This is a genomic window from Bacteroides uniformis (genome assembly GCF_025147485.1).
In the GTDB taxonomy this organism is placed as follows: domain Bacteria; phylum Bacteroidota; class Bacteroidia; order Bacteroidales; family Bacteroidaceae; genus Bacteroides; species Bacteroides uniformis.
Genome location: NZ_CP102263.1, coordinates 1,540,055 through 1,565,024, shown reverse-complemented (window position 1 = coordinate 1,565,024; position 24,970 = coordinate 1,540,055). Strand labels below are relative to the sequence as shown.

16 protein-coding genes are annotated in these 24,970 nt (G+C 47.1%); 3 read left to right on the top strand and 13 right to left on the bottom strand.

Going from position 1 to position 24,970, the window contains the following annotated elements:
• Positions 1-27: 27 nt before the first annotated feature.
• From NQ510_RS05870 to NQ510_RS05845, 6 genes are all read right to left on the bottom strand, one after another.
• The gene (locus tag NQ510_RS05870; protein WP_005825853.1) at positions 28-1,233 is read right to left on the bottom strand and encodes an esterase; all 1,206 of its coding nucleotides are present in this window, start codon (positions 1,231-1,233) and stop codon (positions 28-30) included.
• A gap of 31 nt (positions 1,234-1,264) precedes the next feature.
• Positions 1,265-2,149 carry an alpha/beta hydrolase gene (locus tag NQ510_RS05865; RefSeq protein WP_005825855.1) on the bottom strand — a complete coding sequence of 295 codons (885 nt, stop codon included), beginning with the start codon at positions 2,147-2,149 and terminating at the stop codon, positions 1,265-1,267.
• Between the two features lie 87 nt (positions 2,150-2,236).
• The gene (locus NQ510_RS05860; RefSeq protein ID WP_005825856.1) at positions 2,237-4,603 is read right to left on the bottom strand and encodes a glycoside hydrolase family 3 C-terminal domain-containing protein; all 2,367 of its coding nucleotides are present in this window, start codon (positions 4,601-4,603) and stop codon (positions 2,237-2,239) included.
• A 153-nt stretch (positions 4,604-4,756) separates the two neighbouring features.
• A complete protein-coding gene (locus NQ510_RS05855; RefSeq protein ID WP_034525472.1) occupies positions 4,757-6,328 on the bottom strand; it encodes a RagB/SusD family nutrient uptake outer membrane protein in 1,572 nt (523 codons plus the stop codon).
• 30 nt (positions 6,329-6,358) lie between these two features.
• Positions 6,359-9,490: a SusC/RagA family TonB-linked outer membrane protein gene (locus NQ510_RS05850; protein ID WP_005825858.1), complete on the bottom strand. Its 3,132-nt coding sequence runs from the start codon at positions 9,488-9,490 to the stop codon at positions 6,359-6,361.
• 49 nt (positions 9,491-9,539) lie between these two features.
• On the bottom strand, positions 9,540-11,195 hold the full coding sequence (locus tag NQ510_RS05845) for a carboxylesterase/lipase family protein (RefSeq protein ID WP_005825859.1): 1,656 nt from the start codon (positions 11,193-11,195) through the stop codon (positions 9,540-9,542).
• Positions 11,196-11,454: 259 nt separating this feature from the next.
• Here NQ510_RS05845 and NQ510_RS05840 point away from each other — a divergent pair, with 259 nt between their 5' ends.
• Together NQ510_RS05840 and NQ510_RS05835 are read left to right on the top strand one after the other, a co-directional pair.
• On the top strand, positions 11,455-15,507 hold the full coding sequence (locus NQ510_RS05840; protein ID WP_005825860.1) for a hybrid sensor histidine kinase/response regulator transcription factor: 4,053 nt from the start codon (positions 11,455-11,457) through the stop codon (positions 15,505-15,507).
• A gap of 62 nt (positions 15,508-15,569) precedes the next feature.
• Positions 15,570-15,968: a hypothetical protein gene (locus tag NQ510_RS05835; protein ID WP_005825862.1), complete on the top strand. Its 399-nt coding sequence runs from the start codon at positions 15,570-15,572 to the stop codon at positions 15,966-15,968.
• Between the two features lie 314 nt (positions 15,969-16,282).
• Here NQ510_RS05835 and NQ510_RS05830 read toward each other — a convergent pair whose 3' ends face one another.
• Complete coding sequence (locus NQ510_RS05830; RefSeq protein ID WP_005825865.1) at positions 16,283-16,993, bottom strand: YgjP family zinc-dependent metalloprotease; 711 nt, start codon at positions 16,991-16,993, stop codon at positions 16,283-16,285.
• A 287-nt stretch (positions 16,994-17,280) separates the two neighbouring features.
• On the opposite strand from NQ510_RS05830, the gene NQ510_RS05825 reads away from it, so the two are divergent.
• Positions 17,281-18,141: a head GIN domain-containing protein gene (locus NQ510_RS05825; protein WP_005825867.1), complete on the top strand. Its 861-nt coding sequence runs from the start codon at positions 17,281-17,283 to the stop codon at positions 18,139-18,141.
• A 149-nt stretch (positions 18,142-18,290) separates the two neighbouring features.
• On the opposite strand, the gene NQ510_RS05820 is transcribed toward NQ510_RS05825, so the two are convergent.
• The 6 genes from NQ510_RS05820 to argB form a co-directional block, all read right to left on the bottom strand.
• Complete coding sequence (locus tag NQ510_RS05820) at positions 18,291-20,627, bottom strand: TonB-dependent receptor (RefSeq protein WP_005825869.1); 2,337 nt, start codon at positions 20,625-20,627, stop codon at positions 18,291-18,293.
• Between the two features lie 12 nt (positions 20,628-20,639).
• The gene (locus NQ510_RS05815) at positions 20,640-21,044 is read right to left on the bottom strand and encodes a hypothetical protein (RefSeq protein ID WP_005825870.1); all 405 of its coding nucleotides are present in this window, start codon (positions 21,042-21,044) and stop codon (positions 20,640-20,642) included.
• A 154-nt stretch (positions 21,045-21,198) separates the two neighbouring features.
• Entirely contained in the window at positions 21,199-22,869 is a 1,671-nt protein-coding gene (locus tag NQ510_RS05810) for a LuxR C-terminal-related transcriptional regulator (protein WP_229031883.1), read from the bottom strand.
• A 288-nt stretch (positions 22,870-23,157) separates the two neighbouring features.
• Positions 23,158-23,640, bottom strand: a complete 483-nt coding sequence (locus tag NQ510_RS05805) for a hypothetical protein (RefSeq protein ID WP_005825875.1) — start codon at positions 23,638-23,640, stop codon at positions 23,158-23,160.
• Positions 23,630-24,139, bottom strand: a complete 510-nt coding sequence (locus tag NQ510_RS05800) for an RNA polymerase sigma factor (protein ID WP_005825876.1) — start codon at positions 24,137-24,139, stop codon at positions 23,630-23,632. The genes NQ510_RS05805 and NQ510_RS05800 overlap by 11 nt, the downstream gene beginning before the upstream one ends.
• A gap of 60 nt (positions 24,140-24,199) precedes the next feature.
• Positions 24,200-24,970, bottom strand: coding sequence for an acetylglutamate kinase (gene argB, locus NQ510_RS05795; RefSeq protein ID WP_005825877.1), 771 nt, complete (start codon positions 24,968-24,970; stop codon positions 24,200-24,202).

Genomic DNA, 24,970 nt, shown 5'->3' with positions numbered 1-24,970 from the left:
TTATTAAATTAGTTATACCAAATCCTCTTATTTGAACAACTTCGGCGCGAACTCCGTCAGATAGATTCGCCAGTTCCTCCAGATATGTCCCTCGCCCGTTTCAAGATACTCGTACTTATAACCATTGTCGTCAAGCAACTTGCGAAAGTCGGCCACACCTTTATAAACAAAGTCCGTCTTGCCGCATGCGATGAAGTAAAGAGCCGGTTTCTTGGCAAACTGAGTCTTCAGCTTACCTTCGAAGTCGGTATAGACCGGACAAGTCGATTTATCGTTTCCGGTACTTGCACCGGAGAAAAGACCTACATAGTCGAACATGTCCGGGTAATACTTGGAAATATTGCAAGAGTGGAAACTACCCATAGAAAGCCCGGCAATAGCACGGTTCTTCTTATTGGCAAGAGTGCGGAAATTCTTCTCCACGAACTTCACAATTTCGGGAAACGAGAGTTCAAAAGCACCTTCCGCCACCTTCGCTCTTTCGTCGGGACGCATGGAGGGGGCAACAAAACCCTTGGGAGATTCACCTGCAGCAGCATCTTGCCAAGCATTGCCGTTAGTCATCACCACAATCATAGGTTTAGCCTTGCCTTGTGCAATGAGATTATCCAATATCTGCGAAGTACGGCCAAGAGCAATCCAAGCTTCCTCATCACCACCTGCACCATGAAGCAGATAAAATACCGGATAACGCTTGCCGCTGGTTTCATAACCAGCCGGAGTGTAAATCGTCAGACGGCGGTCCATTCCCAGCGAAGGACTATTGTACCACATGCGACTTACCGTTCCATGGGGTACCTTATTCACTTTATACAAATCGGCACGGTCACCACCGATGATAAATACATTGGTCACGGTAGCCACATCCCGAATCATGTAAACATTGCTCGGGTCCATCATTCTCAATCCATCCACAATAAAGGAGTATCCATAAAGTTCCGGCTTCAATGGTTCGGGAGTAGTAAATTCCCAAACGCCATCCTTCCCCTCTGTCAAATCGGCAATGCCCGGTGCATCATAATCGCCACGAGGAGTCTTAATAGTTTGTGGAGGCAGAAAATCACCAGTAATCTGCACCCTTACAGCCTTAGGAGCTTTCAAGCGAAAAGTAACCGTGTTGTCGTCATGAATATCAGGAGAGACAACCGCCGCACCTCCCCAAAGAGCTTGCTGTGCAAAAAGGGTGACACAGCAGACCAGCAGCATCGCTGCCGAACTTAATAATCTTTTCATAATTTCTTATATTAAATGAATTAGCTTTTTGTTATTTAGCAAAGCTGCGACTTACAAAAGGCAGGCACATATAAAGTGCCGAATGCCAATATTCGCTGGTATGTCCGCCATCCCGCACACGGAACTGGCAAGGGATACCGGCATTACGCATCGCTTGGAAAAACTCTATATTACGGTCCAGCAGAAAGTCATCATCTCCGCAATCCACAAACCACTGTACTGTACGAAGCTGTGCCTTACGCGCATCATCTGCCTCAACCACATACCTGATGCAACTATGTTCCTGCACAGAACGCGTCAGCACAGCCATCTTGTTTGTGGGGTCGGGATCTTTTCCCACCTCCTCACCACTGACGGGGATGTTCATCAAAGCACTCATGGCATAGGCAGCACAATACATATCCGGATAGCGCTGTGCATAGCTTGCCGTTCCACCTCCGCCCATAGAAAGTCCGGCAATGGCACGATGCCGCTTATCACCTTTCACCCGGTAAGTCTTCTCTATATAAGGAAGGAACTCCTTATAGAAGAAATCTTCGTAAGCCCAGCCCGGCATGTTGAAGTAGCCGTTCCAGCAAGTAGCCGGATTGCCTCCGGCATTAGGGCTGACGATAATCATCTCGCAAGCCTCGCCCGATGCCACCAACTGGTCCATCACGTCCTTCACACGTTGGTCTGTAAACCAACTGGTATTCACCCCCGACATGCCGTGCAGCAAATAGAGGATAGGATATTTCCTATCCGTTTCATTGCTATAGCTTTGCGGCAGATAGATGGTGTAGGCACGGTGTGCTTTCAATACCTGGCTGTAGATGCTGTCGGTCACTACCTTGCTTTGCGGTCCCCATGCAGGATTTTGTGCATTTGCCATCCACAGCAAGCAGACGGCTAAAAGAGAGAGTATCAATCTTTTCATGGTATCGATTTAAAAATGTACTACAAAATAAGCGTTTTCCACTCTAAAACTAATTGATATATATCAGTTTTTTCACGCATATCCCCCTCATCTCTTCACCATCGGATACACAGCCACAGGCACTTGCGCCCGCATGGCATCATGCACTTTCTGCTTGCGTGCCTTTGTCACCCTCTGTACCGCTGTGCAACGCACATCGGCCGAAGATGCGGCAACCATCCACTGATATTCACCCTTAGCCAACTCCCAAGAGCTGTTTTTCTCATTAAAGGAAGCCATGTCCATCACGTTCCAAGTCAGAATCAGTGTCTGGCTCTCGCCCGGCTGGAGCAAGGCAGTTTTGCCGAAGGCCTTCAACTCCTTGGCAGGCTTGTCAAGTCCCCCATTCGGAGCTTTCACATAGAGTTGTACAGCTTCACGCCCTGCCACCTTGCCGATGTTCTTCACGCTCACTTTCAACTCACAGCGGTCGGCATCCATTTTGGCGTTCTCTACCGCATAGTCAAAAGCAGTATAGCTCAAACCATGACCGAACGGATAGGAAACCTCTTTACCGAAAGTGTCGAAATAGCGATAACCCACATAGATTCCCTCTTCATAGTTGGTGAAATCCACATTTTTCTCCGGTTCCTTCGGTTTCTCCTCTTTCTTTTCGGACTTGAAGTTCATGCCGGTACCCATAGCAAACGACGGCATCTTGAACTCGTAATCAAAAGGGAAGTTAGCATCCGACGGCGCATCGCCATATTTCACGGCAAACGTCATGGGTAACTTGCCCGAAGGATTCACCTTTCCGGTCAGGATGTCCGTGATACAATTACCCACCTCTTGTCCCGGCTGGAAGGCACAAACCACTGCATCTGCCAGTCCCTTCCAAGAAGCAGTCTCCACCGGGCTGCAGATGTTGAGAACCACCACCAGTTTCTTGCCTGCAGCACGATAAGCGGCAGACACTTGCTTAATCAGAGCCAATTCGTTCTCCTTCAGGAGGAAATCTTCCACACGGCGGTCACAGCCCTCGCCACTGACACGCCCCAGCGTAAGCACGGCAATGTCGTTGGCCTTCACTTGTGCAGCCAGTTCCTCGGCAGTGGGCAGGAACTCCTCGGCACGGGGCAGCGGAGTAAAGGCGAAAGGCGGTTTTCCGTGAGGAAAGAGCCGTTTCTGCTCGTCGGCCATATGCTTCTTGTAGCAGTTCAGCAATTCTTTGTCCACGATGTAGCCCGCATTGCGCAAACCTTCTACCATAGAAACCGTGTAATAGCCGATGCCCGTACTGCCAAAGCCCATGCCGGCAGGAACCATGTCATAGGAAGTAGTTCCATAAAGGGCCACTTTTTTGATGCCGGCAGCCATGGGTAGCGCCTGCTTGTTATCCAGCAGCACGATACCTTCCGCACCTATCTCACGGTCTACTTGCGCATGAGCCTCCAAATCGGTTTTATTGGGATACTCGTAGCCGGCAAAGGTATGGCTCTTGACCACAAACTCCAGCACACGCTTCACGCTGCGGTCGAGGAGTGCCAAATCCAGTGTACCGTTCTCTACGGCTTCCAAAATAGCTTTATACTGGCGGTCTTGCCCCGGTTGAAGCATGTCGTTTCCTGCTACGATGGAGGTCACGGCATCTTTTCCGGCATTCCAGTCGGACATCACCAGTCCCTTGAATCCCCATTCGTCGCGGAGGATGTCTTCTGTCAGTTCGCGGTCCTCGCAGGTATATTTGCCGTTCACCTTATTGTAGGCGGTCATCACGCTCCAGGGCTGAGACTCTTTGACAGCAATCTCGAAGCACTTCAAATACAGCTCGCGCAAGGGGCGCTGTGTCAGGCGAGAGTCGTTGTTATTGCGGTTGGTCTCCTGGTTGTTCACGGCAAAGTGTTTCAGGCAGGTACCTGTCCCCCGGCTCTGGACTCCATTGATATAGGCAGCAGCCATTTTACCAGCCAACACCGGATCTTCCGAATAATATTCATGGTTACGTCCGCAAAGCACATTTCGCATCAGGTTGACACCCGGTGCCAGCAACACATCCAAACCATAATCCTTCACTTCCATACCCAAAGTACGTCCCACCTTATGGGCTGCATCCGGATTGAAAGTAGCTGCCACCGTGGTGCTGGAAGGGAATTCCGTAGCATGATAAGTACGGCTGTCGAATTCCCGCTTGGCAGCCATCGCCAACCGGTGCGGTCCGTCGGCAAGATAGGCGGAAGGGATACCCAGTCGGGGAATGTCGTAAGTACGTCCCGCTGTTCCGGGAAACTTGGTATCACTTCCCATCGACATCCCACAACCGATGACGAGGTGTACCTTCTCTTCGAGGGTCATAGCACTGACCACTTCGTCGATATTGTCGGCACGCAGTCTGACTGACTGATTCGAACCGGTCGTCTGTGCAGTCAAGGCAGATGCCAGACAGAGTGAAAATAAAGTAATTGACAATCTTCTCATATATATTATATTTAAAAAGCCACAAAAGAAGCCCCCGTACAATTAGCTGATTCCCACGGGGGACTTCTTCTACAAACAATTAATCAGTTAGAAAAATCTAATTTTGTTTATCTGCATCAGACGACGAAGTTAGATTTTGATTCTTTATACGCTTTACCAACCTGCATTTTGTTCCATATTCGGATTCAAGCGGATCTCCTTTGCCGGAATAGGCAACAAATAATGTCTTTCCTTGAAACCATAACGCGTTTTATCCTTGTTATACTGAATGTATTCTACCGCTACATTATCCGGCTCATCTTTTCCTGCCTTATTTGACAAGATAGGTGTTCTTTCACCCTGATCCTTAAGCAAAGCCTCCGCATCTTTCCAACGGATAATATCCTGATAACGGGTATATTCAGAACAGAGTTCCAGTCTCTTTTCCAATTTAATGGCATCCAGGGTAGCTGTCTTAGCATCCAATCTTGCACGCTGACGCACCTCATTCAAGCAAGCATCAGCTTCGGATTGATTGCCATCCTTCAGGTTTGCTTCAGCTGCCAGTAACAAGACTTCAGCATAACGCATCCAACGATAGTTATTATATGAACACCAGAACCCAGCAGGAGATTCTACATTCGAGAAGCGACGTTTCCACATGAAATAACCTTCATTAATCAAACTCTGCCCTTTGGCAACCTTGACACCCAATTGAGTAATTTGGTCATAGGTTTTCATTGTCTGATTCAACCGATAACCATCTACACCCTCTTCCTGAACAAATGCATCATACAACTTTTTCTGAGGAACCATAAATCCCCATCCGGTACCATTAAACTGATTGTTAGAGCCAGACATATCCAACTTATCAGTGCGCCAATGATTCATCACCTCAAAGAAACTGAACTCATCCATGGAATTACTTGCATCAAAAATACGGTTACTTTCGAGCATACTTTCACAATTATACTCAGCCTTGTAGGTCAAGATATCCTCATAATTTCCATCATAAAGTTTATACTTACCGCTAGCTCTAACCTCATTCAAGACAACAGCAGCTTCATGGAATTTTTCTTGCCATAAATAAGCTTTACCCAATATAGCTTGTGCCAACTGCTTGGTAACACGCCATGTCGTTTTATCATCTACACTCTTCTTTTCCTCCAAGAGTCCTGAATTGATAGCTTCAGTCAGGTCCCGCTCTATCAACGCCCAAATATCAGCCTTAGGCGAACGAGCCAACTGATATTCGGATTTATCAAGTTCATGGTCTACCAATGGTACATCACCCCACATAGAAACTAAATCAAAATAAGCAAAAGCACGGAAGAACTTGGCTTCAGCACAAGCCTTCTTCTTCAAATCAGTATCAGGCTCAACACGTCCCAGAATCACATTCGCCTTATAAATAAGCTGATAGTAGCTTTCCCATACGCCTCCGATAAAACTTTGGTCTGAGCCAAATGAATATTCATTACAGCCTTCCAGCTCTGCATTGTCATTACGACCACCACCACCTGCCCAAACATCGTCCGAAAGGGCATTCTTCATCATCGTATAGTTATAGTATGTACCCTTGAGTTGTATATAAAGCGCATCAGCCGCTGCTTGAGCTTGTTCGTCAGTTTTATAATAAGTGGAAAAGTCCAATACACCTTTTTGAGGTATATCCAATTTGTCTTCACACGAAGTGCCAGCCAATATAAGGAGCGCTCCGAGCATTAAAGAATATCTTAATTTCATATGTTTTTCATTTTAATAAGTTCATAAAAATCAGAATGTCACACTCAAACCAAGAACAACCTTCTTTGAATTAGGATAACTACCTTTATCCACACCTAATGAATTTCCGACACCGGTAACTTCAGGGTCAAAACCAGGATAGTCTGTAAAAGTAAAGAAGTCCTCAAGTGAGCCATATATACGTAGATTTTCAATTGCTACCTTCTTAATCAGTTGCTTCGGGAAAGAATAACCTAACTGAATCTGTTTAATTTTAAAATAAGAACCGTCAAATACACAACCGGAAGAAGTCAGATACTTGGTATAATCTGTAGCGCCTGATGCAGGAGTCTTCCCATTGCGATTGCTTTCTGTCCAGCGGTTTTTTGTAAAATAAGTCAGCTGATTCAAATTGTAATCCACACGGTTCAAGCCACAGAACACATCGTTACCTTGAGAACCCGTACCAAACAAGATAAAATCAAATCCCTTCCAAGCTGCATTCAAGGTAATACCATAAGTATAGTCGGCAATTCCCTTACCAATTTCTGTCTTATCATTATCCGTAATACCTTCTACACCATCAATATCTCTAAAGATTGGCTCACCGGTTTTTGAATCCACACCCATGAAATCATAACCATAAAAATACCACGCGGGCTTACCTACCTCAAAACGAGTAATGGCTCCATAAGTCACATAAGTAGCCCCATCAATACTTGATAAAGACTCATGCATCTTGGTCACTTTATTCTTCAATGTAGCAACGTTGGCACGGACACCATAAGCAAAGTCACCAATACGATCTTGCCATCCCAGTTCCAATTCAAACCCCTTGTTCGTAATATTACCGGCATTAACTGGCGAGAAACTGTTACCTACTACAGTTGAAGCCTTAATGCCCGAAACAATCAGGTCTTTTGTCTTTTTATGGAAATAATCGGCTGTAACAGTCAAACGGCTATTCAAGAAACGGGCATCAATACCTATATTGGTTTGTTCAGAAGTTTCCCATTTAAGTCCGTCATTACCGGTAGCAGAGGGAGCATAACCATTGATGTAAGAGAAATTATTATTATCACCTACAGCCAAATGCCCGGTAGCACCAATTGATACATTCCATTTATAACCGCCCAATGATGCAGTAGAACCATTCTGTCCCCAACTGGCACGGAGCTTTAATTGTGACAGCCAGTCTTCAGTTCCTTTCATAAAATTTTCCTCCGAAAGAACCCAACCCAAAGAAACTGCCGGGAAATAGCCCCAACGTTTGTTCTTTGGCAACACAGAGAGGTCAGCAGCATCGGCACGCAGTGAGAACTGAGCCATGTACTTTCCGGCATAGTCATAATTCAAACGTCCGAAGTAAGATAATTTACGAGTATAGGTAGGCTCACCACCACTTACATCCTTTACAGCATCAGATGTAGCATAGGCAAAGTAGAAGAAATTAGGATCATTCTGCAAGAAACCCAAATGCGAAACTCTGTTAATCACATTTCCCCACATATCTGTAGTATCTTCATTATATCCCTTCTTACTTCCGCTAACGCCATAAGAACGGCTCTGACTATAAGAAGTTCCCAACATCAATGTTGCGTTGTGTTTGCCAAAAGAACGGGTGTAGTTCAAAAAGTTCTCCCACTGATAATAGGTTGGGCTATAATCCGAAGCCGAAACCTCCACCCAATCACGTTTAGCCTTGTCAGTATAGTAATAAGATTGCCCCACGCCATAAGAGGAAGTTGAAGCCAAACGATAAGAAAGACGAGAAGTAACGGTAAGCCCCTTGATAGGCATAAAATTCAAATAAGTAGAACCATTGATATTAAAGCCTCTGTTCTTGGTATAAGAGTTGTCACGCATGGCAAAAGGATTGATAGCTTCGGCATTGCCAGTGAAAGCTGATACACCATAAAGGTTGCCGTTTCCATCGCCCAACATATTCTTATGATCCTTATAGATGGTAGCCATATTCAACGGCAAGTCATCAATAGGATAAAGAGGCTTGGTCAGAGGGTCTAATTGTAATACAGAAAGCATCATGCTACCATACTCATTGCCCTCGGCTACGGACTGAGTTTTGTAGTGCTCAATCTGATTATTGGTACCTACCTCCAGCCAAGGTTTGATTTTCCAGCTGGCATTTACCATTCCCGTGAGTCGTTCATAAGTATCGGCATTGCCGACAATCATACCGTCGTTATCAAGGTGGGACAATGACAGATAGAAAGAACCTCTGTCGCTACCACCTTGGAAAGTCACATTATGACGTACCATCGAACTGTTTTCAAAAGCCTCATCGACCCAATCCGTATCGGTTTTTCCATCCCAATAGGTATCAAAAGCACTCTGGGTAAGCTTCTTGTTTTCCAAGAAGAATTCCTTATACTGCGCAGCATTCATTACTTCGGGTACTTTACCCAAACTCTGTGAAGTATATTGAAAATCGTATGTGATTTTACCGTTTCCTTTTCCTTTCTTTGTAGTAATCAATACTACACCGTTACCGGCAGCAGCGCCATAGATAGCTGCAGAAGCACCATCCTTCAAAACTTCCATAGACTCAATGTCATTAGGGTCAATACCACCAATATCGCTGGCAATACGTCCATCCACTACATACAGCGGATCGCAAGAGCCGTTAGAACTTATTCCACGGATACGCACCTGTGGAGAAGCACCCGGTTTAGCAGATGCACTGAGCACTTGCACACCAGCAGTTTTACCCTGCAATGCCTGCTCAGCACGGGTAATGGTACGTGCTTCCATATCTTCTGATTTTACCGAAGATACGGCACCGGTCAGTGAACTTTTCTTCTGCACGCCATAACCTACCACCACCACTTCATCCAGCGTTTTAGTGTCTTCTTTCAATATCACATTCATTACTCCTGCCACTGCTTTCTTTTCTTGTGTCAGGTAGCCGATGTAGGAATAGACAATCGTCGCTCCTTCTTTCACAGACAAAGAGTAGTTGCCGTCCATATCCGTAATGACACCGTTGGTAGTGCCTTTCTCAAAGATACTCACGCCAATCATCGGTTCATTCAGGTCGTCAGTAACCCTACCGTTCACCTTTATAGTCTGGGCTTGTGCCAGACTGAAAGGAAGACAGATCAATAGGAAGAGTGCCATAGCTGCAAGTCTCTTCCGAGCTGTTTGCTTCAGATTTTGTTTCATTTGATTAAATTAGATTTATGTTAATAATAAAAGGTTTCTTAAGAAAGTGTCAGAACCCACGTGTAGGAAATGCCATCACTACCTCCAGCAGTTCCTTGTCATGGTTATACTTCACTTGGCAATCGTTATTGAAAATCATCGTTGCTCCCTTTTCTGCGGTATAAGGTTCCCACTCGGGTAACCCTTCGGCATTGGGATTGCCCGTACGGGCAAAGTTCAACCACGCGCTGCTCATCTTTTCGCCCAAAGCTTGTGCTTCAGCGCCACCCCCGGTCATGGAAGCGTGGCGCACTACATTGTTGAAGGCAAAGGGAATGTCCATGCAGTGCGTGCTGCGAAACATGCCGTCAAGTACGGGCGATTCCCACGCGAACATGTACATATAGACCGGAGCACCCTGCTGCGCAGCTTTCAGTTTAGCCTGCTCCACAGCACCGGGACGGAACACGAAGTCCACATCCACCAAATCTTTAGGCTGATAGCCGGGGTAGGCTTTCTCGAAAGCGGTAAGGAACTCGTCCGTACGTTCGCCGTATTTCTTTTGCAGGAATTCCACCGCTTTTTCTTTGGTAATGGTACGAAAAGCGGGGACATAAGTACTCATGGTAAATTCGTGCAGAGTAGTGCCAATCATTACCGGAATGCCCTTGCTTTGTGCTGGAGCTTGAGGGTCGAAAGGCTGTACGGGCAGTACATCGCCGTCCACCGTAGGCGCCCAGCCAAAAATGAAGGAAGACACCCCCTCCTTCTCTGCCTCTGCACGCACTTTGGCTATCGCCTTGTCACCGGCGGCAAGCACCTTGTCATACGGCATCTTGCAGAGTTCGTCTATCTGCGAAGCCTTCAGACCAAGTTCTTCCATCACGGCACTGCCAATGCGACGAGAATACTTTTGCTCCATCGTGCGAAGCATAGATCCGCTTTGTACAATGGCTTTATGGAACAAGCCTCTCGCCGATGGCGTGGCAAGTAGCGTAGAGACCTTGCCTCCTCCACCGGATTGACCGAAAATGGTAACATTCCGAGCATCTCCACCGAAGGATTCTATATTCTTATTCACCCATTGCAGTGCCGCCACCAGATCAAGCAGTCCGGCATTGCCCGATTTTGCATATTTATCGCCATAGGCGGAAAGGTCGAGAAAACCCAGGACGTTGAGACGATGATTCAGCGTCACAACCACTGCATCCCCTTTCTTTGCCAGATTTGTTCCGTCATACGAGGGAAGCTCCTGACCACTGCCGGCGGAATAACCTCCACCATGCAGCCACACCATGACGGGGCGTTTCTTCCCGTCTTTCAGTCCCGGTGTCCAGATATTCACCCGCAGACAATTCTCGTCAGGATAACCGTCATCCCAGTTGAAGGCAAACGCCTGCTCGTCGCTGTACCATCCCATGCGCTTGCCTTGCGGACAAGTAGGGCCATAGGCACGGCTGCTGCGGACGCCTTCCCATTTATCAGCGGCCACGGGCGGCATAAAACGTTCGGCTTTGGCATATGGGATACCTTTATATATATAGATACCATTTTCCACATATCCGGCTACTTTTCCTGATTCGGTCTCGGCAATGGCGGTTGCCGAAGAAGCCGTAATCTCCCCCTCCTGCCCACAAGCAGATGCTTTCTCTATTTTAGCTGTCCCTCCGCACGAGGAAAGTAGGATGGCGGAGAATGCTAACACTGACAAGAATTGCTTTTTCATATTATGTATTAGTTTTATGTTTTTATGATTGCAATATTAGCACATTCTCCCCAGAAGGATTTTCTACGTTATCCAAACGGCTTTCCCCGATGTTCAAAACAGCTTTCTCCAATGTTCAAATGTTTGCAGATTTGTTCAAAACATGCTCTCCGGCAGTCTCTCTCTCAATTTTTATGAGTATTTTCGCATCGTAATGCAGAGATTCGTTGAACAAAACAAATGGATGACATGCCAATGCTTTTAGTCTACACTATATATTATGAAATACATTAAATACTTACTTCTATTGTGTTTAATCACCGCGTGCAATCCGTCGGACACAAAGCCCACACCGGAAGGCAGCATCGAAAGCCCCGTCATCACCAATGACCTCTCCAATCAGAAGGTCACCGCCTTTGCCGAAGATGCACAAGGACACATTTGGATAGGAACTTCACGAGGGGTAAACAAATATAATGTACACGAATATCATCAGTATTACTGTACGGATGACTCGCTGGATATACCCGATAATCAAATCAACGACCTCTTCCGTGATTCACAAGGCCGGTTGTGGGTAGTCACCGTAAATGGAACCAGCCTATACACAGACAAAGATAATTTCCAAAATATCCCACTGGACTTCCCCAATAAAAACGGCATCCAAATACTCGAGAACAAAGACGGAAAGATTTTTCTGAACATGATGCACAACCTTGCCGTATATAATCCACAAACACACAAATTTGACGTACCCATCAAGATATTTGACCCAAACTATACCTTCAACAACCGCTGCTTCATAGACCAGAGCAACAAACTGTGGGCAGTGACCCCACTGTCTCTGCGCCGCTACAACTCCTCCACACTAGCGCTGGAAGACTCCATTCCAATGCAAGGCATTTTTCCCACCCACTTCTTCATGCACACCAACGGAATCCTATGGCTGGCGGGAAACCGCCAGATAACATTGTTCGACACACATACGCACAAATTCAAGGAAACACCCCAAGCCCTTCGGAGCCATCCGTTGCTGCTGCATGCCAACGTCAACTACATCCACCCTTACGGCAGCAACAGCCTGCTGCTGAATACCGACCAACAAGGAATGTTTCTCTACAACTACGTGGAAGGATACGTGATACATCAGAGCGAAAACGGTTTTCCCTTCGAAGTGCCTCACTTCAAGATAAGCACCATGTTTACCGACTCACAGAAAAACCTGTGGATAGGCTCTGTAGACCAAGGCTATGTCGTGCGTTACAACTATAAAGAACGTTTCAACACCAATAATCATCTCAGCTCATACCTGAACCGAAAGTCAGTGCTGTCCGTGGCAGTGGACAAGGAGCGAAATCTCTGGATGGCCACCATGATAGACGGGCTGTACGTTTACAACATGGACAGCCACGAAGTGAAAGAAGTGGACTCGGCTGGACTTCCGGGAAAAAGCGCTACCGACAAACCGGACATCACACGCGTATTCGTAGATGATGAGGGCTACATCTGGCTGGCGGCCCTCTATGCGAGCAAGGTGATGAAATGCAGCTATAAAAACGGCATACTGAAGACAGAGTCTATTCATGACATCTTCCTACCACTGTCGTTTGCACAAGATCGTTGTGGAACAATTTGGGTGGGTACATACAGCCCTAAACTTTATGCCAAAAAGCGTAAAGAAAAAGAATTTGTCCAAACAAAAGTATTTTCCTGGACGGGAACCTTCATACCCGGACTCCTTCCACGCAACAACGGAAAGATGTGGACCACTGCCTTCATGAACCCAGTCATGCAAATCAATCCCGACAATTGGGAAAGCGCTGAAGTACCATTCGAGAACACCGACTGGCAAGCTTGTATCCAACGTTCAGTATTCATCCCTACCGACATCTTCGAAGACAGTCGTGGAGATGTATGGATTGGGACCGTCAGCAACGGACTGCTGCACTATTCTGCCGCCACCGGAAAAATCGAGACCATAGAGGGTACACCCTGCCGGGACATCTCTTGCATTGAGGAAGATGCACAAGGCAATATATGGGCAGGCACACAATACGGGCTGGGCAAATATGACCGCACCGTAGGGAAATTTACCAACTACTATGCCGCCGACGGCATAGGCGGCAATCAGTTTTACGACCGTTCTTCATGCCGCCTGCCCGACGGGACACTTGTTTTTGGCGGTACGCACGGGCTGACTTTCTTCAACCCTATGGACGTAAGTACCAAACGGGAAATTCCACTGCTCTTCGAGGATTTGAAGATACACAACCGGTTGGCACGCCCACAAGACAGCGAAAGTATAGACAAGCACCTCTCCTACCGACCGGACATCTGCCTGGACCACAATCAGAATGGTTTCAGCATCTCCTTTGCCGCACTGGACTACTGCGAATATGAACGCGTACATTATTATTACAAGATGGACGGTTTCGACAAATATTGGATTGATGCCCGCAACAACCGCGAGGCCTACTATGCCAATCTGCCTGCCGGTACCTACACCTTCAAAGTTAAAATAACCAATAACGACAAGAGCATTGTAGAAAGGGAGAATTCCATACGCGTCATCGTAAAGCCCGCCCCTTGGCAAACGTGGTGGGCATGGTGTATCTATCTGCTTATTGCCGCCGCCATCATCGGTATCTTCATCCGTGCCTGGCTACGTATCAAGCAGGAAAAAGAAACCACCCGGCGTGCCAAACTTGAGAAGGAGCAGGAACAACGGGTGAACCGCATGAACATGAGTTTCTTTGCCAACATCTCGCACGAGTTCCGCACCCCGCTCACCATGATTTCGGGCCCGGTGACACAACTTTGCGAAAGTCCCAAGATAGAGGGAGAAAACAAACAACTGCTTTACATCGTACAACGCAGTGTGGGGCGCATGCTCCGTCTGGTGAACCAGCTGATGGACTTCAACAAACTGGAGAATGACACCCTGAAGCTGCGAGTGAAACGGACTGACATCATCTCGCAACTGCAACGCTTTGTAGATATTTTCCGCATCAACGCCAACGAGAAAGGCATCGCACTGAACACTTATGGCCTGGAGGATACTTTCCTCATGTGGCTGGACGTGGACAAGCTGGACAAGATTGTAGGAAACCTGCTTTCAAACGCCTTGAAGTTCACTCCGAACGGTGGGAAAGTGGAACTGTGCTTCGACGTCATTACCCGCGAAGAGGCTGCGCGTCTCTTTACGCTGACCGACAAAGACATCGACACGCAATACGTCAAAGTTGCCGTGGCCGACAGCGGGAACGGAATCCCCGAGGAACAGTTGGAGAAGGTATTCGAACGCTACTACCAACTGGACAATCAATCCAAAGGCACCTATAACTGGGGAACCGGCATCGGCTTGTACTACGCCCGCAGCCTGGCGCTGCTGCATCACGGCTACCTGAAAGCCGGTAACCGTACCGAAGGAAGCGGAGCCGTCTTCACCCTGCTGCTGCCGGTGAATGACCTCTCCTATACCCCCGAAGAATGTACCCTCCCCGAAGAAGAACAGAACAAGGCGTTTCCGATACAAACGGAAGAACAGTATCAACTGGAAAACACAGAGAGCATCCGGCAACAAAAGCAAACCCTGCTGGTGGTAGACGATGATACGGAAGTGGCCCACTACCTGAAGGCCCTGCTTTCTCCCGTCTACAACGTTGTCTGCCGCTTCGATGCCGACAGCGCCTTCAAAGCCATGAGCGAAGAAGCTCCCGACCTCGTACTGAGCGATGTAGTGATGCCCGGAAGAAACGGTTACGACCTCTGCCGACAGATAAAGGAAGACTTGCAACTATGCCACATCCCCGTGATACTGGTAACAGCCAAAGCTACTGTAGAGAACCAGGTGGAAGGTCTGAATACCGGTGCAGATGCCTACGTAACGAAACCTTTCGAGCCCAACTACCTGCTGGCGCTTATCAAATCCCAGCTGAAGAACCGTGAGAAAGTGCGCAGTCTCCTGAGCCGTTCCACCCAAACGGATGAGATTGAGGAGAACGTGCTCTCCCCGCAAGACAACACCTTCATGACCGAACTTTACCACCTGATGGAAAACGAACTCTCCAATCCGGAACTGGACGTGGCGCGCATGACCGAGCTGCTGAAAATCTCCCGCACCAAATTCTATTACAAGGTAAAGGGGCTGACGGGTGAGAACCCCAGCGTATTCTTCAAGACCTACAAGCTGAACCGTGCCGCCAAATTGATAAAGGAAGGGAAATATACCATCTCAGAGATAGCGGACATGACGGGATTCAGTACACTGTCCCATTTCTCGACCAGCTTCAAGAAACAATTCGGGGCGACGCCGAGCGAATACAGCAAGTAAAAAACCAGTCGGTTCAAATTTATTCATTACATTTGTACCATTCTTAAAAAAACTTTTTATCCATGGCACACCGACTGAATACCAACAAGCAGTTTATGATAGGCAACGGCATCCTTGCTTTCGCCGTGATTTTTGTAGTTGTCATCTTTGTCTACATGAGCATGAGGCTGCAACAACGGAAAGAAGGAGAACGCAACTTCATCGAGACATACACCATCACACTGACGAAAGGATTTGCCGGAGATTCCACTTCCATATTCATCAACGACAGCCTGCTGGTGAACCGCACCATTGCAGAAGAACCTTTCACCATCGAAGTGAAACGCTTTGCCGAGCAAAACGCACTCATGATTGTAAACAATGCAACTGAAAAGCTTTCCTTATTTGAGCTAAGCGAAAAAGGGGGCGAATACCGGTTCGAGAAGGAAGGGGAAGAGGTGAAGCAGCTGGCAAAAAATTAGGGATAAAAAGTTGTGAAGCATTTTGCTCTCATATTTCGGAGTCAACAAGCTTTTTCCTGGCTTACCAACAGCCACTACAAAGACATCACATAACTTTTGCAGTGCTACTGCAAAGACATTACACAACTCCTGCAGTGACACTGCAGCGATACTGCATACCTTTTGCAGCGTTACTGCAAAACAGTTGCAGTGTCACTGCAAAGGTATTGCAGCAGCACTGCAAAAGGAGTGCAGTGACAGTGCAAGAGGTATGCAGTAGTTTTGCAGTATCACTGTCTGTAAAACAAGGAACTACTTACCGTCCATACTAATCTCTAACCATTTATTTTCGTTTGATATTTCCGAAGCTCCGCTCTCAATGCTTGTGCCTTTCCATCAGTCATCCGGTCGAGCAAATCCCAGAAACGCTCCCCGTGATTCATCTCGCGGGTATGTGCCAGTTCGTGCAGTAGCACGTAGTCTATCAGATGCTTGGGAAGAAGTACCAGATAATAGGAAAGGTTGATATTGCCTTGTGCCGAACAGCTTCCCCAACGCCCGCTGCTGGAATTTATCTTCACACTCTTGTAAGGAAGGTTGTGCTGCATGGAAAGCATATACAGACGGGGCGGAAGAATAATCTTCGCATTTCGCCGTAAAGCTTCCTCAATTACCTTGCGCAGCCAAGCCTGCAACTTCTCATCCGAGAAATCGGCATCAGGAGGACAGATTATCTGCATTTCCCCCAATTCCGAACGGGACAAGAACCGTTCCCGTTGTCCGCTGACCAACGTCAGTTTAAAGAACTCCGTATCAATGCGGTAATCCAAATCAATCAGCTTTCTGACCAGCTTCTGTCTGGCAGCTTTCAGACGCGGACGAAGCTGCTCGATGGCACTCTCTACCTCGGCAAGAGAAGTCCGGGGAGGCACAGTCACGTAAATTCCATCTTCCTTTGTACGGAAAGTAAGACGCCGTGCCCGGGCATTGACCCGGACAAACAAAGGACCAAGCTCTTTATCTTCTATAATGCGGTTTACTGTCATAAATCAAAGCCTCTCCCATAGGAAAGGGGCGGGAAGAGGCTTTGCAAATGAACAAAGAATCGTCCAAAAACGCAAGCAAATACCTGACAAAAGCGGACGGAGTGTCCGATAATGAACACTACACAAAAGCGACTATCCTTTAATAATCAACATTTTACACTTATGGCACAATAATTGATTAAAGTATGATGACCGAGCGTCCTTTGAAAAAAGCATTTTTATATGCAACTTTTTCAAGGTAGATCACGTCTAACTAATAAATACTGAATCACAAAAAACAAAAGAATATGAAAGCTCTAACAACATTTATCGCAATCGCCTTATTGGCATTCAGTACAACCGCTTGTTCACAACAACACACATACCGTTCCGGAGGCTTCGGCAGCAAGACGGTCAAGGCAAGCAAGAATTATGTAACCAAAGACATAAAAGTGGACAACTTCACCAAGCTGAGTGTAGCCGGCAGCCCCGACGTGACCTACACGCAGAAGTCCGGCAAACCGACAGTGGAAGTATACACCTCGGACAACATTGTAGACTTACTGGATATCCGTGTCAAGGACAATACCCTCTACATCGGCTTCAAGAAGAACGTCAGCGTATCCTATAATAAACTGGAAGTACGTGTGTCCGCAGAAAAGCTGAACGGCATTGCCGTGGCAGGTTCGGGAGACGTGGAACTGAAAAACGGACTGAAGACGGATGACATCAAAATCTCTGTGGCTGGTTCGGGTGACATCAGTGGAAACAACATCTCCTGCACAGACCTCGATATTTCCATCGCAGGCTCGGGAGACATCAATAGCAGCAACATCACTTGCAATGACCTCCAAGTATCCGTTGCAGGTTCAGGTGACATGAAGCTGAATAACGTAACCGCCAACTTCACCAGAGCATCCGTTGCCGGTTCGGGTACCGCCATCCTGAGTGGCAGCACCCAAGAAGCTGAATACAGTGTGGCAGGTTCGGGTGATTTGTTTGCTTCCGATTTCGTTGCCAAGAAAGCATCCGCCAGTGTTGCCGGTTCAGGCGACATCAAGTGCCATGCCACAGATTTCCTGAAAGTACGCACCAGCGGAAGTGGCAGTGTAGGCTACAAGGGCAATCCGGAACTGGATTATCCGAAGAAAGGACTGTATAAGCTCTAACATTGGAAAATATAGACTTTAAGATTAATAATTATAAGCCTAAACTAAATTCTCTCTCAAATAATTACCTATAAAGATGACGAAGGACTCCCGCGAGGAAGTCCTTCGTTTTTTGTACGCCCCACATCTCCGAAGCACGGGAACAACTATCATTTATCTACATTCAGAATACCCGACTCATTGTCGCTGTTATTGATGCGTCTGTCGGATGATTTGTAACGCTTGCCGAACTCGAAGTTATAACTCAGCTTGATAACCGCCATCTGTCCTATCTCTTTCGCATGGCTCCACGAGGTATAGGGTGCCACTTTGCTTACCCGTTCCTTACCCGTCTTGTAGTTGTTGGTGAACGGGAACATCATCCCTACCCCCAGCTGCAGGCGCTTGTGGGTATAAGTGGCCAGAATGGCAGTCTGATTCTCGCCCTTATAAATCGTTTCGCCCATCAGTTCGTTCGCCCTTTTACTGAATTGTCCCAACAGAGAGAACTGCTTATAATTGAACACGGCAACCAGATTGTAATAGAAGTCATTATACGTATGGGTATAGGTATTGCCGTTAGACCAGTAACGTGTAAATCCACCATCTATACTCAGCGTCAGGAAATTCTTCAGACTACCAATGTTCAGTCCGCGGAATGTGAAAGAAGGGCCAAAGCGCAGAAACTGTGCAGAACGCTGGTTCTCGCTCATCGAAACCAACTTGTCTCCCTCGGCAAACACACTCTCCATGATGATATTCTTGTGATAGCCATGTGTCACATTCAGCATGAAGACGAACTTCTGCTTCATATAGGAGTAGTTCAACGTATTGTTAAAGACACTGTAAGTCTCCAATGCCGGATTGCCGCGTACTATCTGGATGGTATCTATCGCCTGCTCCACATTGGTCAATGCACTGAGCGAAGGAATCTTGGGTTCGACATTGAACCGATAGTTGATGTTGCCGTTCTTGTGCGGAGAGAAGTTCAGACGGACAGTGGGAGTAAAGGTATAGTAGGTATGTTCCTCCCCTCCTTCCTTGAAATAAGAGCGGGTCAGTCCGGCACTCACACCATAGCTCACTTTCCTGATATTACCCTGCACCTCGGCAAACGCCGCTGTCTTTGCCTGGTTCATTTCCGATACGACGGGTGAAGAGCCTGCATACTCGTTCCTGGCATACATCTGGTAGTGGCGCAATCCGGCGCTGAATACGAGGAACTTGAAACGCTTGTCGTAGATGGCTTCACCGATAATGGAACGCTTATTCCCCGTCACATCTGTTTCAATCATCGCCAGGTCTTCGGCTTGAGGCGTATATTCGTGGTAGAGCCTATTATTGTCGGTGTGCATCAGCGTACCGGTCACGCTCATCGTAAGCATCTGATTCTTCGGTAATGTACGCTGGTAATAAAGGTCGAGCGAAGGAGTGTAGCTGGACTGCTTGTTCTTCAGTCTGGAGAAGATATAGTTATCGGCATCCGCAGCATCATACAACTTGTTCGACTGGTTCAGGCAAGGGGCATCATAGACACTGTTGCGGAACACGACGTTGAATACGTACTTATCCTGCTCCGTCAGATTGTAAGAGAGGTCGATATTGTGGGTAAAGTGCTTGTTTTGGTCGTGAAGCCCCTCCTGCACACGATGTATCGTCTTATTTTCCAACACATATGTCTCATCTATATCCGTATACGTTTTCTTGAAGTTACGGGCAGACAAGTTATAGAACAATCCCCATTGTGACTTTTTATGATTGAACTTGGCCACCACATTGTCCTCGCTAAACAATATGTGGGGAGCATTAGTGGCTTGTATATTGACCAGTCCGCCCGTTTCGCGGCGGCGGACAATGATGTCTACCACAGCCCCCAGGCTGCTGTCGCCATAGCGCCCTCCCGGATTTTCAATGAATTCTATTCTTACAATCTCCTTGGGCAGGAGGGCTGCCACTTCGGTGGAGGTAGCCACAATACCGTTGATACGTGTCTGTACGCTGCCGCCATTGGCTTCCAGGCCTTTACCAAGAGCATCCACCTTCAAGTGCGGAATGGCAAGGTTCAGCATCAGGTCGTAGGGATTATAGGAATTCTTCATGGCAGTAGCGGTGGGTACTACAACCATGCGGTCTACCTTCTGCGTGATATTGCTGCCCGATATTACCACCTCGTCCAGTGCTACCGACTGTTCTTTCAAGATAATGTCTCCCATCTGCACAGTGCCTTGGGGAGTCCTGATGACAATCTGTTCGCCGACGTAACCGATATAAGAGAGTCTTAACAGGAAATCCGAACCGGCAGTGGCTCTCAAAGCAAATTTACCTTTGCCATCAGTGGTGCTTCCCGTAACGAATGAAGAGTCGGGCAAGGAAATCAGGGCTACATTGACAAATTCCACCGGACGGTTCTGTTCATCTACAATTGTACCGTTTACTTTCACTGTTTGTGCCGCTGCGGCAAAGCTACCCAACAGGCATACGATAGCTATAACAAGAATCTTTTTCATAAATGCCGGTGTTTAGAGTTTGTCTTTTAAAGCTGACTCGATGATTGCCTTTATCTCTTCTGACGAAAGAGTTTCTTTATTGGTCCACTCCTTGTCTCTCTCCTCCGAGATATCCAATACGGAATCGCAATGTTCCGACATCAGCAGAAAGAGCATTTTCTCTGAAGTTTCGCCCGACGCGCTTATTACCTCATAGTGCACTTCGGCATACTTGCAAAATTTGCCGTCTACGTTACGACCACATTTACGCTCCAGGTATCCGTAACGGAATTTCTCACCTTCGCCTAACTGCGACTTAACATATTCCTTAGTTGCCGACTTTATTTTATACTGGTCGCTTCCGGGGAAGTAACATGAAGTAAGAGATACAAGTGCGAAACACGCTGCGATTGCCATTGTTCTGAATGTACTTTTCATAAGACTTTCTGTTTTTTGATTTGATGCAAAGTTAAGGCAAGAAGTCTCTTAACTCCTACTAAATCGCACTATTAAAAGTCTTAATACTTAGCACATAAAGCACTGATTATCAACAATGACATATTATAAAAGTCTTAATCCGGCCTCTTCCGGTCTAAATGCCTCTTATGCACTCCACAATATCCTGTTTTTCGCCTGCATTTATCTTCTTCCGGATGGAAGTCTTACGCACGTAGATGGTTGCACTTGTCTGTTGGGTGACCACACCGATTTCTTTCGTGGAGAAACCGGCACAGAGCAGACAGCATATCTGCACTTCCTTATCAGACAATACCTGTCCGAACTTTTCCATCATGCGGGAATAAAAGCCATCGTATAGTTTATCAATTACCGGATAAAGGTCTGCCCAGGCAAGAAGTCCTTCCACCGGAATCTCCTTATTGCCGATGCCCGAAATAAGTTTCAGCAACGCCTGGTTCTGTGAGGTAGGCGTATTGGCAACAAGCCGTATGATACCCAGCTGCTGAAGAAGCAGCTTCTTGAAGAAAGCACCGCTATTCTCTTCCTGATTGTCCGATACCTTCTGGGCATCTTCCAGCAGGCGGGTCAGTGCATCAATACGTTCCTCGGCTTCGGCAAGGCGCTTCCGTCTGTTACGGATATAAAAGGTAAGGGAAACAAGTACCCCGACAAACACAACAACAACCAGCATCGAATACATCCGTGTCTTCTGCCGTTTGATTATCAACTCATAGTTCAACTGTTGAAGCTTGTTCCTGGTCACCAGCTGTTGCTCTATCACGCTATTCTGGTCCCTCATCTCATTCCTGACAGAATCAGCAAACCTACCGAAAGTGACAATGTCCAAAGGTGCCCCGGAAGTATAGTCCAGAATTGTTTTCAACTGTGCCAGCGCACTGCGTACAGAAAAGCCCTCGGCTCTCTTTTCTTCCTGCTTCAATTCATTGTTCCACGCTTGCTCCCAATAGTAACGGGCAGAATCCAACTGATGAAGGTTCAGGAAGTTTTCAGCAAAGATTACTTGCAGAATGGGATAGTTGTCGGTCATAGGCATCAGCCGTCTAACCCGGTGAAGCAGTTCATTGGACTTGGTATATTCATGGCTGTTGGCAAGAAAAGCGGCATAATTCCTCAGATAGTGACAGGCCGAAGCTGTATCGGCTGCCGCCAATGCCATGTCAATACTCTGTTCCAGGTAATCCGAAGAAGAAGGGTGGTTGGCAAGCGCCATATTGAGTCCCAGGTCATAGAGTATGGAGCAATGTTCCCGGACAGATAGCTTATCAGCATATTGCAATATCTTTTCCATCAACTCTATCGCCTGGGAGTGGTCATTTCTCAGATAAGCTATCTCTGCCTTTCCCCGATAAAAAAGAAGAAGCCAGAAGGTGTCTTTTCGGGCTATGGCATAGTCCAAGCCATTCTCAATCGCTTCATCCATGCGTTCCTCCTGCTTCATCCATTTATAATAGGAGGCTTCAAGCAGGTAGCCATCAAGCATACGGGAAGAGTCTTTCCGTTCACGATAGTAGTGTATCGCTTCAGGAAGCAGCGAATCTTCCGCCAATGACATACCCATACGGTAGCGGGCCTGCGCACAGTTCCAAACGAACTGCATCCACTCCGCTTCTGAAAACCCGACATCCTTTTCTATGGAATTAAGCAACTTCAGCGCACTGTCCGGACGGCTCTGCAACAAAGAGTCGGTCTGCGCCAAAAGTTTTTTGTTGTCATGACAGTCATTACAGCCTACAAAGCACATAATGCCTAAAAGCATAATACAGATGTATAGTATGTTTCTCATCTTCTCCATTGTATATATTTGCAGTGAGTAAAGTTGAGAAAAAAAACGGCAGACTCCAAACTATATATACTGTAAATAATAACTCCCTTAAATAAAAAGCCTTGTAACCCACAGGCAAGAACAACAAAGGGACGCTGCATCACGCGGCGTCCCTTCTATTTTAGTTAGTTTTTATAAGATTTTGAGAGAATTGAAACTTCACAGCCTCAAGTTGTTTTAATAAAGCACACTAACTATTATTATGTTTAAAGCAAATGAAAATGTTATTTTAAAAGCAAATGAAAATATCTATTCCTTGATTTCCAGCTCCTTGTTCACCCGGCGCAGGCTGTCCATCACCTGCTTCTCATGAGACACGGACACATCTCCCGAAAGAGCTACCGACGGTGCGGAAATCTGTTTACCGATAGTATCGGTTGCGGCTACTTCCTCTACATCCGAAAAGAATGAATGCTGCATCACATTTCCCAGCGAAAGAACCACTGCCACTACTGCGGCGGCTTTGAACAGCGGCATGAAGCGTGCGGCCAGTGTCAGGCGCTTTGCCTTGACCACCGGAACTTCCACTTCGGCAAGCACCCGGGCGTCAAAATCCTCACCCAGATGCACTTCCTGCTGAAGCTGCTGATATACGAACAAATCCTTGTAGCGAAGCAAGTGCTTGGGCACATCGCTTCCGCTAAAGAAAGCACGCAATTCAGCCTCATCTTCCAAAGAAGTTTCGCACTGCCAGTAGCGCTCCAAGAGTTGTTCTATATATTTAGAGTCCATAACCTTCTATATCAATAAACGTTTGTTTCACTTTTTGCCGCGCCCTGAAGAGGTTCACTTTTACCTGCTCCTCGGTCAAGTTCAGGACTGCTGCTATTTCTTTATAGCTCTTACCTTCCACATCCCTAAGCTGCATAATCAGCCGCTGTTTTTCGGGAAGCTTGTTCATCAGCCGATGTATCAACGCCATCCGTTCCTTGTTCACCAGCTTCTCGTAAGGGCCCGATGCATCGGAGGCCTGCTCCATTTCGGGGGTCAGCTCCACGGTACGGGAGTCTTTTCGCTCGCTACGGTCTATCGCCAGATTTCTTGCCACTGTCAGGCAATAGGCTTCGATAGAGCCGAATTGCGACCACTCGTCACGCTTGTTCCAGACCCTTATCAGCGTTTCCTGCACGACATCCTCTGCCTCTGCCCTATCGAACGTAATTCTCAGGGCTAACCGAAAAAGCTTATCCTTCAGCGGGAGAATGTCATTGCGAAAGCTGAGTTCTTGCATCTCTAATAAATTGACGGTTAAGTATTCAGAAAGTTACAGCCTATTGCCGTTTTTTTTGAATTATTTTCGGATACGGGTTCCACTGTTCCCGTTGATGGCTGATGCTAAAGTGATTACGACTTCGGACACACCCGCATTCAACGCCTCGAAAGAGTTCTCCAATTTTGGAATCATGCCACCTTGAATCACACCATCTGCCACATATTGCTTGAATTCCTCCGGCGTTATCTGTGGAATCACGCTATCATCGTCGTTCTCGTCACGCAGCACCCCTTTCTTCTCAAAGCAGAATACCAAAGTAACATCGAACAAGCCCGCCAAAGCCTTGGCGGTCTCTCCGGCAATGGTGTCGGCATTCGTATTCAGCATGTGCCCGTCTCCATCGTGTGTCAACGGAGCCATCACGGGAACCACACCCTTATGAATGAGGTCTGCCAAGAAAGCATCATTCACCTGCTTCACATCGCCCACAAACCCATAATCCACCTCCTTCACGGGACGCTTTACCGAACGGATTACATCCATATCGGCTCCCGTCAAGCCCAGTGCATTGACACCACGCGCCTGCAAGCCGGCAACGATATTCTTATTCACCAGTCCGCCATACACCATGGTCACCACCTTCAGCGTTTCGGTATCAGTGATGCGGCGGCCATTCACCATTTTACTTTCAATACCCAGTTGGGCAGCGAGCTTCGTGGCCGAGCGTCCGCCTCCGTGTACCAAGACCTTGTAGCCTTCGATGGCTGCAAAGTCATCCAATAACTTATAGAGGGTGGCTTCCTCTTCTACAATCTTGCCACCCACCTTTATTACAGTCAGTTTCTCCAT